The following is a 13,431-nucleotide window of genomic DNA, read 5'->3' as shown; positions in this document are numbered from 1 at the left end:
GGCTCAGCCCCTGCCGATCTCGGCCAGGCAGGCGCTGATGACCTCGGGGAGAAGCGCCATCTCCACGTGCGCCGGGCCATCGAGGAAACGGTTGTCCGCACCCGCCAGGGTCGCGGTGCTGGCCGGGAAGACGATGTTGTCGCAGTTGGAGTACCAGCACACGAAGCGCTGGGCACGCCCCTGCGGCTCCACGCTCAGCAGCCCCTTCACCCAATCGCCCGCCAGGCTCATCTGGCGGCCGTTGACGGCACGGCTGAAGCGCCCGAGCCAGGTGCCGCCATGCGGCGTACCCAGGGTCAGGATGCGGTGCACGCGCGCATCGGCCGCATGCGCGCGCAGCCAGGCACGTGCCGCCAGGCCGCCCATGCTGTGGCAGAGCAGCACCGGCGCCATGCCGGTGGCGGCCGTCACCCGCAGCACGGCGTCTTCGATGATCGCGGCATAGTCATCGATGGAGCCCATCACCGGCTCCAAGTTCACCGCCACATGGGCATGGCCTTGAGCGCGCAGCGGCCCATGCCAGGGCAGCCACAGCCCCCGGTTGCACATGAAGCCATGCACCAGCACCACGCCGCGGCGCCCCGTGGCCTGAGCCGGCAGCCAGTCCCCCACGGCCTGGTGGCGAAACGGCTGGCGCCAGCAGAACACCACCAAGGCCACCCAGACCTCGGCCCACCAGGCGCGCACCACCTGTGCAACGCGTGCGCGGGGCGCGCCATCGCCCCGGTTGAGGTGGTGCATGAGCACGAACTCGACGGCCATCACCAGCCAGAACAGGGCCAGTGGCAGCAACGCGCCGGCCAGCGCCCGAGCGGGGGATTGCGGCCACTGCCAGACCAGCCAGGCGGTCTCGGCCAGTGCCAGAATCAAGAGGAGGATTTTTTGCCAGCGCGCAATCATGGTTTGCAGTGGAGTTGTTTCCGGTCAACGGCGGCTGTTCAAGAGCATTTTGAACAGGGTCTAATGGCATGCCTGCATTGTGCGGCCACACGAGAGGGACCTATGGACGCGGCCCAGACCATCCGCGACAGCATTGCCGATGTCAACGCCCTGCGCCTGCACCGCACGGGGGACGCGCCCCTGGGGGTCGCCGTGGCGACCATCAAGACCCTGCAGGCGCGCCGCTTTGCGGGCACCTATGCGGACCTGATGACTTCGCCCGTGTTCGGCCCCGCAGCGCGCTTTTTTCTGGAAGAACTCTACAGCGACCGCGACTACACGGCGCGCGACCAGCAGTTCGGCCGCATCGCCGGCACGCTGCAGACCATGTTCCCGCGCCCCGTGGTGGACACGGCCGTGGCCCTGGCCGTGCTGCACGCCCAGACCGAGAACCTGGACCAGGACATGGGCCGCGCCTGGCTGCAGACCGACAAGGCCGAACCCGAGGCCATGCGCTACACCAGCGCCTGGCGCGCCGTGGGCCAGCGCGCCGGGCGCCAGCAACAGCTGGCGCGCGTGCTGGCCATGGGCCGCGACCTGGCGCGCCTGACCCGGGCACCCGGCCTGCGCACCATGCTGCGCATGATGCGCGGGCCGGCCACGGCGGCCGGCATGGGCGCGCTGCAGCAATTCCTCGAAGCCGGGTTCGACACCTTCGGCCAGCTGGCACGCCAGCGCGGTGCGGTCCAAGAGTTCCTGGCCACCATCGAGCAACGCGAGCAAGCCCTGATGAGCCTGCTGTTCGACGGCGATGCTGTCACCTCGGGGACCGAACTGGCCCGCACCCTAGGACAAGCCCGGTAGCCGCCTTCCTGCCTGCACTTCCACAATCTGTGCCCATCTATCTACTGGTGAGCACAAGGAAAGCGCATGGAAAAGATCTGGCTCAAGAGCTACCCACCGGGCGTCCCGCATGACGTGAAGCCCGAGCAATACCGCTCTGTGGCCCATATGCTGGAAGAATCCTTCCGCAAGAATGCATCGAGCCCGTTCTCGGTCTGCATGGACCAGTGGATGTCGTACGGCGAGCTCGATCGCCTGTCCGGCGCCCTGGGCGCCTATCTGCAGGGCCTGGGCCTGGAGCCCGGGGCGCGCGTGGCCATCATGCTGCCCAATGTGCCCCAGTTCGGCGTGACCATGGCCGCCGTGCTGCGCGCAGGCTACACCTGTGTGAACGTGAACCCGCTGTATACGGCACGCGAACTGCAGCACCAGTTGAAAGACTCGGGCGCCACGGCCATCGTGATCCTGGAGAATTTCGCACACACGCTGGCCGAGGTGATCGACAACACGGCCGTGCAGCATGTGGTCATGGCCTCCATGGGCGACCTGCTGGGCTTCTGGTTCGGCCACTGGATCACCTTCGCCGTGCGCCACCTGGCCAAGATGGTGCCGGCCTACGAGCTGCCGCTGACCAACGGCCGCAAGGTCGTGCCGTTCAAGAAGGCACTGGCCCTGGGCGAGCGCCGCACGCTGGCCCCCAGCCAGGCCACGCTCGACTCCATTGCCTTCCTGCAGTACACGGGTGGCACCACCGGCCTGTCCAAGGGCGCGGTGCTGACGCACCGCTGCATCGTGGCCGCCACGCTGCAGGCCGAGGCCTGGTTCACGCCCGCTCTCTCCAAGGTGGGCGATCTCAGCAAGGCCAACAGCATCGCCGCCCTGCCGCTGTACCATATCTTCGCGCTCACACTGTGCCTCTTGGCCATCCGCCAGGGCTCCAGCCTCACGCTGATCCCGAACCCGCGCGACATCCCCAAGTTCGTGGCCGAGCTCAAGAAGCGCCCCTTCCACATGCTGCCGGCCGTGAACACCCTGTTCAACGCCCTGCTGCAGAACCCGCAGTTCCGAGCGCTCGACTTCTCGCACCTGTGCGTGTCGCAGGCCGGGGGCATGGCCGCCTCCGAAGGCACAGCCAAGCAATGGCAGAAGGTCACGGGCAACACCATGATCGAGGGCTGGGGCATGAGCGAGACCTGCGCCATTGGCACCAACAACCCGGTGACCAACACCGAGTTCAGCGGCACCATCGGCCTGCCTTTGCCGGGCATCGACATCGCCATCAAGGACGATGCGGGCAACAGCCTGGCCCAGGGCGAATCGGGCGAGATCTGCATCCGCGGCCCCAACGTCATGACCGGCTACTACAACCAGCCCGAAGAAAATGCCAAGGCCTTCACTGCCGATGGCTTCATGCGCACGGGCGACATCGGCATCATGGACGAGCGCGGCTACACCCGCATCATCGACCGCAAGAAGGACATGATCCTGGTCAGCGGCTTCAACGTCTTCCCCAACGAGCTGGAACAGGTCGTCTCGCTGTGCCCCGGCGTGGTGGAGTGCGCGGCCATCGGCATTCCGGACGAAAAGCAGGGCGAGGCGATCAAGATCTTCGTGATCAAGAGCGACCCGGCCCTGAGCGAGGAGGACGTGGCCCGCTTCTGCCAGGAAAACCTCACCGGCTACAAGCGCCCCAAGTACATCGAGTTCCGCGATGAACTGCCCAAGAGCAATGTGGGCAAGATTTTGCGCCGGGAGTTGCGCTCGCCCACGGCCTGAACACGGCGCGGGCCACACCACTTTCGAGGGCGCTTCGGCGCCCTTTTTTTGCGTGCCGCGGCCACACCGTACGCCATTTTCATTGACCTCAAGGGCTCTTCGACGGGAGAGCATTGCGGGTTAACACCAATTAGCAAACGTTTGCGCAAACGATTGCTAACGTTATGATCGCGCTGCGACACCGCACTGGCCGGGCACGCCGCCAGGGCTTCGCGCCGTTGCGCGCGGCTTCTCGGTGGCCGTGCCATGCCCACCATTCCAACAGGAGACACCATGCAGTTCACCCGCCGTTCCGTCCAGACCGCCGCCGCCATTGCCGTGCTCGGCGGCATGCTTGCCAGCCCCGTGTGGGCGCAGGACAAGCCCAAGATCGCCCTGGTCATGAAATCGCTGGCCAACGAGTTCTTCCGCACCATGGAAGACGGCGCCAAGGCGCACCAGAAGGCCCACGCCAGCGAATACACGCTGGTGGCCAACGGCATCAAGAACGAGACCGATACGGCGGCCCAGATCAAGATGATCGAGCAGGCCGTGGCGCAGAAGGTCAGCGCCATCGTGCTCGCGCCGGCCGACTCCAAGGCCCTGGTACCGGCCGTCAAGGCCGCCGTGGACAAGGGCATCATCGTGGTCAACATCGACAACCGCCTGGACGGCGATGCGCTGAAGGAAAAGAACCTCACCGTGCCCTTCGTCGGCCCCGACAACCGCGCCGGTGCGAAGCTGGTGGGTGACCATCTGGCCAAGTCGCTCAAGTCGGGCGACAAGGTGGGCATCATCGAGGGCGTGTCCACCACCTTCAATGCGCAGCAACGCACCCTGGGCTACAAGGATGCCATGCAGGCCGCCGGCATCAACGTGGTGGGCGTGCAGTCGGGCCAGTGGGAGATCGAGAAGGGCAACACCGTGGCTGCCGGCATGCTGCGCGAGCACCCCGACCTCACGGCCCTGCTGGCCGGCAATGACAGCATGGCGCTGGGCGTGGTGGCCGCCGTCAAGGCCGCGGGCAAGACCGGCAAGGTGCAGGTGGTGGGCTATGACAACATCGGCGCGATCAAGCCCATGCTGGCCGATGGCCGTGTGCTGGCCACCGCCGACCAGTACGCCGCCAAGCAGGCCGTGTTCGGTATCGAGCTGGCCCAGAAGGCCATTGCCGCCAAGACGCCCCAGGCCCAGTTGCCCGCCGAGGTGAAGACCGAGGTGGTGCTGATTACCAAGGGCAGCAAGTAACCTCTGCCCATGACCCGGCCGCTCTCCCCGCCCCCAGCCGCCCCGCTGCTGTCGATCGACGCAGTGGGCAAGGACTACACCGCCACCGTGCTCGAAGGCGTGACACTGGCACTCAACGCCGGTGAGGTGCTGGCGCTCACGGGGGAGAACGGGGCGGGCAAGAGCACGCTGTCCAAGATCGTCTGCGGGCTGGAGCAGGCCACGCGCGGCGGCATGCGCCTGGCCGGTGAGACCTATGCCCCCGCCTCGCGCCGCGAGGCCGAGCGCCTGGGCGTGCGCATGGTGATGCAGGAGCTGGGCCTGGTGCCCACGCTCACCGTGGCCGAGAACCTGCTCATGGGCCGGCTGCCGCACCGCGCCGGCTGGCTGCGGCGGGATGCGCTGCACACCGCCGCACGCGCGCAACTGGCCAAGATCGGCCTGGAGCACATCGACCCGGCCACCCCGGTGTCGCGCCTGGGCATCGGCCAGCAGCAGATGGTGGAGATCGCGCGCAACCTGCAGGACGACACGCGCATCCTGGTGCTCGACGAGCCCACCGCCATGCTCACGCCGCGCGAGACCAATTACCTGTTCGAGCAGATCGCGCGCCTGACGGCGCGCGGTGTGGCCATCGTCTACGTATCGCACCGCCTGGAAGAATTGCGCCGTATTGCCGACCGCGTGGCCGTGCTGCGCGACGGCCGCCTGGTGGATGCGCGCCCCATGGCCGGCCTGAGCGAGGACGACCTGGTGCAGCGCATGGTGGGCCGCTCCGTGAGCGACCTGGAGCACCGCCCGCGCCGCAAGGCCGGCCCGGTGGTGATGAGCGCCCAGGGCATGGGCCGCGGCACGGCCGTGCAGGACGTGAGCCTGGAGCTGCGCGCGGGCGAGGTGTTCGGCGTGGCAGGCCTGGTGGGCTCGGGCCGCACCGAGCTTGTGCGCCTGCTGTTCGGCGCGGACCGCGCCGACCGGGGCAGTGTCACGCTGCACTCCGGTCCAGACACCGACCCGCGCGTGCTGCCGCGCGGCTTTGCCTCACCGATGCAGGCCATCGCGGCCGGAGTGGGCCTGGTCACCGAAGACCGCAAGTCCCAGGGCCTGCTGCTGGCCCAGTCCATCCGCGTCAACGCCACGCTGTCCGACCTGTCCGCGATCTCGCGCGCGGGCTGGCTGCAGCGCGCCAAGGAAAACCGCCTGGTGCAGGGCTTCGTCCAGACGCTGGGCATCCGCTGCCGCAGCCCCGAGCAGCCCGTGGGGACGCTGTCGGGCGGCAACCAGCAGAAGGTGGTGTTCGCGCGCTGGCTGCACCGCGAAGGCCGGGTGCTGCTGCTCGACGAACCCACGCGCGGCGTGGACGTGGGCGCACGCGCCGAGCTCTACGGCGAGCTTGACCGCATGGCCGCCAACGGTCGCGCCTTGCTCATGGTGTCGTCCGACCTGCGCGAGCTGATGGCCATGGCCGACCGCATCGGCGTGATGAGCGCCGGCCGCCTGGTGGCCGTGTTCGAGCGCGGCCAGTGGTCCGAGCAGTCGCTGCTGGCAGCGGCATTTTCCGAGCCGGGCGGCCGTGACGCCCCTGGGCATTCCCCCTCTTCTTCTCCTGCCACCGCATGAACGCCCCCGCATCCCCTGCCACCGTCGTGGCGCCCCGCCCCACGCCCGCCTGGCGCAGCCAACTGGGCACCTACCTCGGGCTGCTGGCCGTGCTGGCGGGCATGGTGGCACTGTTCTCCACGCTTTCCGAGTATTTCTGGAGCGCCGAGACCTTCATCACCATCGCCAACGAGATCCCGGCGCTGGCCGTGATGGCTGTGGGCATGACCTTCGTGCTCATCATCGCAGGCATCGATCTGTCGGTGGGCTCGGTGATGGCGCTCTCCGCCGCCACCTCGGCCGCGGCCATCGTGCAGTGGAAATGGAGCGTGCCGGCCGCCGCGCTGCTGGCGCTGGCCACAGGGCTCATTTGCGGGACTGTCACCGGTGCCGTGTCGGTGGCCTGGCGGCTGCCGACCTTCATCGTCTCGCTGGGCATGCTCGAAGCCGTGCGCGGCGGCGCCTATGTGGTGACGGACTCACGCACGCAGTATGTGGGCGATGCCATCTCGTGGCTGGCCGCGCCGGTGCTCGGCGGCATCTCGGTGGCCTTTCTGATCGCGCTGGTGCTGGTGGTGGTGGCGCAGTTGGTGCTCACACGCACGGTGTTCGGCCGCAGCGTGGTGGGCATCGGCACCAACGAAGAGGCGATGCGCCTGGCGGGCGTGGACCCGCGGCCCGTGCGCGTCATCGTATTCGCCGTGACCGGCCTGCTGGCAGGCCTGGCCGGGCTGATGCAGTCGGCCCGGCTGGAGGCGGCCGACCCCAATGCCGGCACCGGCATGGAGCTGCAGGTGATCGCAGCCGTGGTGATCGGCGGCACCAGCCTGATGGGCGGTCGCGGCTCGGTGGTGAACACCGCTTTCGGTGTGCTGATCATCGCCGTGCTGGAAGCCGGCCTGGCCCAGGTGGGTGCCAGCGAGCCCAGCAAGCGCATCATCACGGGCGTAGTGATCGTCGCCGCGGTCATCGTGGACACCCTGCGCCAGCGCCGCGCAGCCGCGGCATGATCCCCTTGTATCCGAACCTTTCCTGATTTCCTGCATGGCTACCATCAAAGACGTCGCGCGGCACGCCGACGTATCGGTCACCACGGTGTCCCACGTGGTCAACGGCACGCGCCACGTGAGCGCCGAAGGCCGTGCGCGCGTGGAAAAAGCCATCCGCGAGCTGGGCTATGTGCCCAGCGCCATTGCACGCAGCTTGAAGAGCAACAACACACGCACGCTGGGCATGTTGATCCCCAACAGCTCCAACCCCTACTTCGCCGAGATCGTGCATGCGGTGGAGGACCGCTGCTTCGGCGCGGGCTACAACCTCATCCTGTGCAACACCAATGACGAGGCGCACCGCCAGGGCAGCTACCTGCAGGTGCTGGCCGAGCGGCGTATCGACGGGCTGATCGTGGTTTCCACCGGCCACGACGCCACCCTGCCCACGCAACTGGCGGGCCTGTCCATCCCCACCGTGCTGGTGGACCGCGAGATCGAGCTGGCCGAGCAGCAGCCCTGCGACCTGGTGGAAACCGCCCACATGCAGGGCGGCCTGCTGGCCACGCGCCACCTGCTGTCGCTGGGGCACCGGCGCATCGCCTGCATCGGCGGGCCGGAGGGCATTGCGCCCAGCGAGCAGCGCATCGCCGGCTGGCGCAGCGCGCTGGCCGATGCCGGCTGCGGCACAGGCGAAGGCCTGCTGTGGCATGGCCACTTCACCAGCCAGGGCGGCTATGAAGCCATGCATGCCGTGCTGCGTGCGCAGCAGCCCCCCACCGCCGTCTTCGTCTGCAACGACCTGATGGCCATGGGCGCACTGTGCGCCGCCCACGAACGCGACCTGCGCGTGCCCGAGGCGCTGTCCATCGTGGGCTTCGACGACATCGAGCTCACCGCCTTCACCAGCCCGCCGCTGACCACCGTGGCCCAGCCCAAGCAGCGCATCGGCGCGCTGGCGGTGGACATGCTGCTCGAACGCATCGATGGCAAGCGCCAGGATGCGCGCAAGGTCATGCTGCAGCCCGAACTGCGCGTACGTGCCTCCACGGCACCGGCCCTGCCATGACGGGCGCAGTGAAGCACGCCCCCCCCACCATCGCCGTGGTGGGCAGCCTCAACATGGACCTGGTGCTGCAGGTGGCCCAGGCCCCCGGGCCCGGCGAGACCGTGCTGGCCCAGGCACTGCACCTGGTGCCCGGTGGCAAGGGCGGCAACCAGGCCGTGGCCTGCGCGCGCCAGGGTGCGCAGGTGCATCTGTTCGGCCGTGTGGGCGACGATGCCTATGGCCGCACGCTGCGCGCCGGCCTCGCGCAAGACGGCATCGACCACAGCGGGGTGCAGGCCGCCCCGGCCGAAACCACGGGCGTGGCCGCCATCACCGTGGAGGCCAGCGGGCAGAACCGCATCGTCGTGGTGCCGGGTGCCAATGGCCGCTTCGCACTCGACACCCGGGCACTCGCACCTGTGCTGGCCCATGCCAGCAGCCTGGTGCTGCAGTTCGAGACCCCCCTGCCCCAAGTGCTGGCTGCCGCACAGCAGGCGTTTGCCACCGGCTGCCCGGTGCTGCTCAACCCTTCGCCCATCCAGCCCCTGCCCGCAGGCCTGTGGCCGCTGGTGCACACCCTGGTGGTCAACGAGGTGGAGGCTGCGGCCCTGGCCGGCACGGCCGTGGAGACCGTAGCGGACGCCGCCGTAGCCGCTCAGGCGCTGCGCGGCCTGGGCCCGGCCCAGGTGGTGGTGACCTTGGGCGCCGCGGGTGCCGTGGCCGCCGACACCCTGGGCAGCACGCACCACCCTGGCCTGCAGGTGAAGGTGGTTGACACCACCGCCGCAGGCGACACCTTCCTGGGCGCACTGGCCGTGGCCCTGGCCCAGGGCGAGCCCCTGAATGCCGCCGTGCGCGAAGGCATCCGCGCCGCCGCGCTGTGTGTGACGCAGGCCGGCGCGCAGCCCTCCATCCCGACCCGGGCCGCCGTGGCGGCCAGCCCCTTGCCACCCGACTGGATCCCCCTGTGAAACGCACCCCCCTGCTGCACGCCGAACTCTCCCACGCCATTGCCAGCCTGGGCCATGGCGACATGCTGGTGATCGGCGACGTGGGCCTGCCCATTCCGCCCGGCCCGCGCCGCATCGACCTGGCGCTCACACCCGGGATCCCGGCCGTGGCCGACGTGCTGCAGGCGGTGCTTGCGGAGATGCAGGTCGAGCGCGCCCTGATCGCCACCGAAGCCGTGGAGCGCGCCGCGGGCGCCCTGCCCGGCTGGTGCACCTTGCCCGTGGTGCCCGAGGCGCTGCCGCACGAAGACTTCAAGCGCCTGTGCCGTGAGGCCCGCGTGATGGTGCGAACTGGGGAGTGCACACCGTATGCGAACGTGATCCTCTGCGCCGGTGTGACGTTTTGATGGCAGTCACGTTCTGATGCACTCCAACTGCCTACGCACGGGTTTTGGATAACCCGGCGGAGGTTTGCACTGGGTTAGGCTGGCAGATCGCAGCAGCGGGGCCACCGCTGCGCCAAGCCATCTGCCAGCCCATCCCGATGTCCACGCCTGCTTCTTCCACGCCCTTTCTCCCCTCCGGAATCGCCGTGCTGGAACGCGGCTGGCTGTCGGCCAACAACATCGTGTTCGTCGGACACTACGACACTGCCGTGGTCGATACCGGCTACTGCAGCCATGCCGATCAGACGGTGGCGCTGGTGCAGGCGGCCCTGGGCGGCAGGCCCCTGGACCGTGTGCTCAACACCCATCTGCACAGCGACCACTGCGGCGGCAATGCCGCGCTGCAAAAGGCCTGGCCGCGCGTGCTCACCGCCATACCGCCCGGCCAGGCCTGCCATGTGCGCCAGTGGGATCCCTATGCCCTGAGCTACACGCCCACCGGCCAGCAGTGCCCGCCGTTCCGTGCCGATACGCTGCTGGACCCCGGCTCCTGCGTGCTGCTGGGCGACCGCACCTGGCAGGTGCATGCCGCGCCGGGGCACGACACGCATTCCATCGTGCTGTTCGAGCCGCGCGATGCCATCCTGATCTCGGCCGATGCGCTGTGGGAAAACGGCTTCGGCGTGGTCTTCCCAGAGCTGGAGGGCGAGGACGCCTTTGCCCAGGTGGGCGCCACGCTGGACCTGATCGAGCGCCTGGCGCCACGCACGGTGATCCCGGGCCACGGGCCGGTGTTCTCCGATGCCCCGCGTGCCATTGAAGGTGCGCGCCGCCGGCTCGACGGCTTTGTGCGCAACCCGCACAAGCATGCGCTGTACGCCGCCAAGGTGCTGCTCAAGTACAAGCTGCTCGAATGGCAGCAGATCAGCCTGGCCGACCTCACGGCCTGGACCCAGGCCACGCCCTACTTCGGCATGCTGCACCAGCGCCACTTTGCCGACCAGGAAGAAAGCAGCTGGCTGCAGGGCCTGATGGAGGACCTGGTGCGCTCCGGCGCTGCGGTTCGCCGGGGCGAACTGCTGCACAACGCCTGAGGGCCACGCCGCCTTTTCGGGCACCCGGATCTCTTTCGGGTGGATGGTGGATCCGCCTGTTGCCGTGATGCGACATTCCATGCGGTTTTTTGGGGCGAATCCGCTGGCATTGCAGCGAGATGCAATCGCCTTTAAATGATAGTAGTTATCATTTAACGTTCCTTGCACGCTGGGCCACCAGCCGCGAGATTCCAGCCAGCCAAACGGCAGGCACCCGCGCCTGCCGCGGCGTGCCGTGTTGTCCCAGTAGCCAGCCAAGTTCCGTTCTCTCACTCACACGGTCCTTCCATGGCGCACAACACTACATACATCAAGAGCCGCAAACACCCCGCCGCGGGCGCGCGCGTCACCCCCGTCGGCATGGCCGCTGCGGCTGCCCTCGTGGCACTGGGCATGCCGGCGCAGGCACAGACCGCCTCCAGCGGCACCCTTCCGGAGGTGAAGGTCGAATCGGCGGGCGATGCAGGCTACAAGGCCGGCACGGTCTCCTCGCCCAAGTTCACCCAGCCGCTGCTGGACACGCCCCAGACCATCTCGGTCGTCAAGGAACAGGTGCTGCGCGAGCAGGCCGCCTCGACCCTGACCGAGGCCCTGCGCAACACCCCTGGCGCCAGCACCTTCTTCCTGGGCGAGAACGGCAACACCAGCACCGGCGATGCGATCTACATGCGCGGCTTCGACAGCTCCAGCAGCATCTTCGTGGACGGCGTGCGCGACCTGGGTGCCGTCTCGCGCGACGTGTTCAACATCCAGCAGGTCGAAGTGGTCAAGGGCCCGGCCGGCACCGACAACGGCCGCACCGCCCCCACCGGCGCCATCAACCTGGTGAGCAAGCAGCCCACGCTGGAAAACAGCTTCGCCGCCTCGCTGGGCGCGGGCAGCGCCTCTTACAAGCGCGGCACGGTGGACTGGAACAAGGCCCTGGAAGCCTACCCCGGCGCCGCCTTCCGCCTGAACGTGATGACCGAGGACTCCGGCGTCGCCGGCCGCGACCTGGTCAAGAACAAGCGCTGGGGCGTGGCGCCCTCGCTGGCCCTGGGCCTGAACTCGCCCACCCGCGTGTTCCTGAACTACCTGCACGTCAAGCAGGACAACATGCCCGATGGCGGCGTGCCCACCATCGGCCTGCCCGGCTACACCTCGCCGGATGCGCTGGCCCTGGCCAACCGCCGCCCCTTCCTGAACACCGCGGCGCGTGTGAATTCGAGCAACTTCTACGGCACCACCTCGGACTATGCGGACGTGGACATGGACATGGTCACGGCGCGCATCGAGCACGACTTCGCCTCGGGCATGAAGCTGCGCAACACCACGCGCTTTGGCCGCACGCACAACGACTACCGGCTGACGGCCTTCATGGGTGGCGGCTTCCCCGCCACCGGCGCGCTCACCGCCGCGTCGGCCCTGCTGGCCACGCCCAACCCGAATGACCCGTCCACCTGGACCGTGACACGCAATCTGCCGACCAACGTCAACCAGGTCAACAAGATCGCCGTCAACCAGACCAGCCTGACCGCCACGGTGAGCACCGGCTCGGTGCAGCATGACCTGGCCGCCGGGCTGGAGCTGTCGCGCGAAGAGCAGACCAACCTGGGCTACTACGGCCAGGGCTTTGCCAGCGTGAACACCACGTACGCGCCAGCCGGTTCGCTGCCCGCAGCCAACCTGTACAACCCCAACCCGAATGTGGCGGGCTTCAACCGCATCGCCAACGGCGCCTGGTCCAAGGGCGTGACCAACACCGTGGCGGCCTACCTGTTCGACACCGCCAAGCTGACGCCGCAATGGCAGGTCACGGGCGGCCTGCGCGTGGACCGCTTCAAGACCGACTTCGACGCCGTGACGCAGGGCGCGCTGCCGGCCGGCGTGCTCACACCCTCGTCGATCAGCCTGTCGGACACCCTGATCGGCGCCAAGGTCGGCGTGGTCTACAAGCCTGCCAGCAACGGCAGCGTGTATGCGCTGTACGCCACCTCGGCACAGCCCCCGGGCGGCGCCAACAACCAGCTGAGCGCAGCGGCGAACAACGCTGCCAACCCCAAGTTCGATCCGCAGAAGGCCAAGACCATCGAAGTAGGCACCAAGTGGGACGTGCTGGGCGGCCGCCTGGCACTGGCCGGTGCGGTGTACCGCACTGATGTCTCCAACGACATCGAAACCGACCCCACCAACTCCGCCAACTTCGTACAGACCGGCAAGAAGCGCGTGCAGGGACTGGAGCTGACCGCCATCGGCGCCATCACCAACGACTGGTCGCTGAGCGCGGGCTACACCACCATGGACACCAAGGTCCTGAGCGGCACGCCCAAGACGGCCGACGGCAGTACCGCCCTGGCCTACACGCCCAAGAATGCCTTTTCGCTGTGGACCACCTACCGCCTGCCCTTCGGCGTGACGCTGGGCGGCGGTGCGCGCTACGCCGGCAAACTGCTGCGCGGCACCGATGGCGCAGTGGGCACCCCGGCCTACACCGAGGCCTACTGGGTCTTCGATGCCATGGCCTCCTACCGCATCAACAAGAACCTGGACGTCCAGCTCAACGTGTACAACCTGGCCGACAAGGACTACGTTGCCGCCATCAACAAGAGCGGCTACCGCTACACGCCGGGCATCCCCCGCTCGGCACGCCTGACGGCCAACTTCACGTTCTGATCGAGCGCAAAG

The 13,431-nt window shown here is 68.3% G+C and carries 11 protein-coding genes; 10 read left to right on the top strand and 1 reads right to left on the bottom strand.

The features are described from left to right. Window positions 1–3: 3 nt before the first annotated feature. Window positions 4–900 (bottom strand): esterase/lipase family protein, encoded by an 897-nt coding sequence (locus AC07X5_RS05230; RefSeq protein WP_494769275.1) that lies wholly within the window; start codon window positions 898–900, stop codon window positions 4–6. 102 nt (window positions 901–1,002) lie between these two features. On the opposite strand from AC07X5_RS05230, the gene AC07X5_RS05225 reads away from it, so the two are divergent. The 10 genes from AC07X5_RS05225 (at window position 1,003) to AC07X5_RS05180 (ending at window position 13,419) form a co-directional block, all read left to right on the top strand. Then, a complete protein-coding gene (locus AC07X5_RS05225; protein ID WP_494769274.1) occupies window positions 1,003–1,743 on the top strand; it encodes an FFLEELY motif protein in 741 nt (246 codons plus the stop codon). 66 nt (window positions 1,744–1,809) lie between these two features. Continuing rightward, window positions 1,810–3,498, top strand: coding sequence for an AMP-binding protein (locus AC07X5_RS05220; protein WP_494769273.1), 1,689 nt, complete (start codon window positions 1,810–1,812; stop codon window positions 3,496–3,498). A gap of 273 nt (window positions 3,499–3,771) precedes the next feature. Next, entirely contained in the window at window positions 3,772–4,725 is a 954-nt protein-coding gene (locus tag AC07X5_RS05215) for a sugar ABC transporter substrate-binding protein (RefSeq protein ID WP_409957709.1), read from the top strand. Window positions 4,726–4,734: 9 nt separating this feature from the next. Further along, window positions 4,735–6,321, top strand: coding sequence for a sugar ABC transporter ATP-binding protein (locus AC07X5_RS05210; protein ID WP_494769272.1), 1,587 nt, complete (start codon window positions 4,735–4,737; stop codon window positions 6,319–6,321). Further along, complete coding sequence (locus tag AC07X5_RS05205; RefSeq protein WP_494769271.1) at window positions 6,318–7,310, top strand: ABC transporter permease; 993 nt, start codon at window positions 6,318–6,320, stop codon at window positions 7,308–7,310. The genes AC07X5_RS05210 and AC07X5_RS05205 overlap by 4 nt, the downstream gene beginning before the upstream one ends. Window positions 7,311–7,344: 34 nt before the next feature. Further along, window positions 7,345–8,358, top strand: coding sequence for a LacI family DNA-binding transcriptional regulator (locus AC07X5_RS05200; RefSeq protein ID WP_409957712.1), 1,014 nt, complete (start codon window positions 7,345–7,347; stop codon window positions 8,356–8,358). Further along, complete coding sequence (gene rbsK / locus AC07X5_RS05195) at window positions 8,355–9,308, top strand: ribokinase (RefSeq protein WP_494769270.1); 954 nt, start codon at window positions 8,355–8,357, stop codon at window positions 9,306–9,308. The genes AC07X5_RS05200 and rbsK overlap by 4 nt, the downstream gene beginning before the upstream one ends. Next, a complete protein-coding gene (gene rbsD, locus AC07X5_RS05190) occupies window positions 9,305–9,694 on the top strand; it encodes a D-ribose pyranase (protein ID WP_494769269.1) in 390 nt (129 codons plus the stop codon). Before rbsK ends, rbsD begins: the two co-directional genes overlap by 4 nt. Window positions 9,695–9,831: 137 nt before the next feature. Next, on the top strand, window positions 9,832–10,767 hold the full coding sequence (locus tag AC07X5_RS05185) for an MBL fold metallo-hydrolase (protein ID WP_494769268.1): 936 nt from the start codon (window positions 9,832–9,834) through the stop codon (window positions 10,765–10,767). A 288-nt stretch (window positions 10,768–11,055) separates the two neighbouring features. After that, window positions 11,056–13,419, top strand: a complete 2,364-nt coding sequence (locus AC07X5_RS05180; protein WP_494769267.1) for a catecholate siderophore receptor Fiu — start codon at window positions 11,056–11,058, stop codon at window positions 13,417–13,419. Window positions 13,420–13,431: the final 12 nt, after the last annotated feature.

Source organism: Acidovorax sp. GW458-11-26-14-TSB4, from assembly GCF_059423865.1.
Note: the sequence above shows the minus strand (reverse complement) of the source record. Positions and strands in the feature narration are given on the sequence as shown.

Bases quoted from the DNA above. Each gene is read 5' to 3' on its own strand.
- AC07X5_RS05225 (WP_494769274.1), top strand. From the start codon at position 1,003: ATGGACGCGGCCCAGACCATCCGCGACAGCATTGCCGATGTCAACGCC.
- AC07X5_RS05230 (WP_494769275.1), bottom strand. From the start codon at position 900: ATGATTGCGCGCTGGCAAAAAATCCTCCTCTTGATTCTGGCACTGGCC.
- AC07X5_RS05205 (WP_494769271.1), top strand. From the start codon at position 6,318: ATGAACGCCCCCGCATCCCCTGCCACCGTCGTGGCGCCCCGCCCCACG.
- rbsK (WP_494769270.1), top strand. From the start codon at position 8,355: ATGACGGGCGCAGTGAAGCACGCCCCCCCCACCATCGCCGTGGTGGGC.
- AC07X5_RS05220 (WP_494769273.1), top strand. From the start codon at position 1,810: ATGGAAAAGATCTGGCTCAAGAGCTACCCACCGGGCGTCCCGCATGAC.
- AC07X5_RS05180 (WP_494769267.1), top strand. From the start codon at position 11,056: ATGGCGCACAACACTACATACATCAAGAGCCGCAAACACCCCGCCGCG.
- AC07X5_RS05210 (WP_494769272.1), top strand. From the start codon at position 4,735: ATGACCCGGCCGCTCTCCCCGCCCCCAGCCGCCCCGCTGCTGTCGATC.
- AC07X5_RS05200 (WP_409957712.1), top strand. From the start codon at position 7,345: ATGGCTACCATCAAAGACGTCGCGCGGCACGCCGACGTATCGGTCACC.
- AC07X5_RS05215 (WP_409957709.1), top strand. From the start codon at position 3,772: ATGCAGTTCACCCGCCGTTCCGTCCAGACCGCCGCCGCCATTGCCGTG.
- AC07X5_RS05185 (WP_494769268.1), top strand. From the start codon at position 9,832: ATGTCCACGCCTGCTTCTTCCACGCCCTTTCTCCCCTCCGGAATCGCC.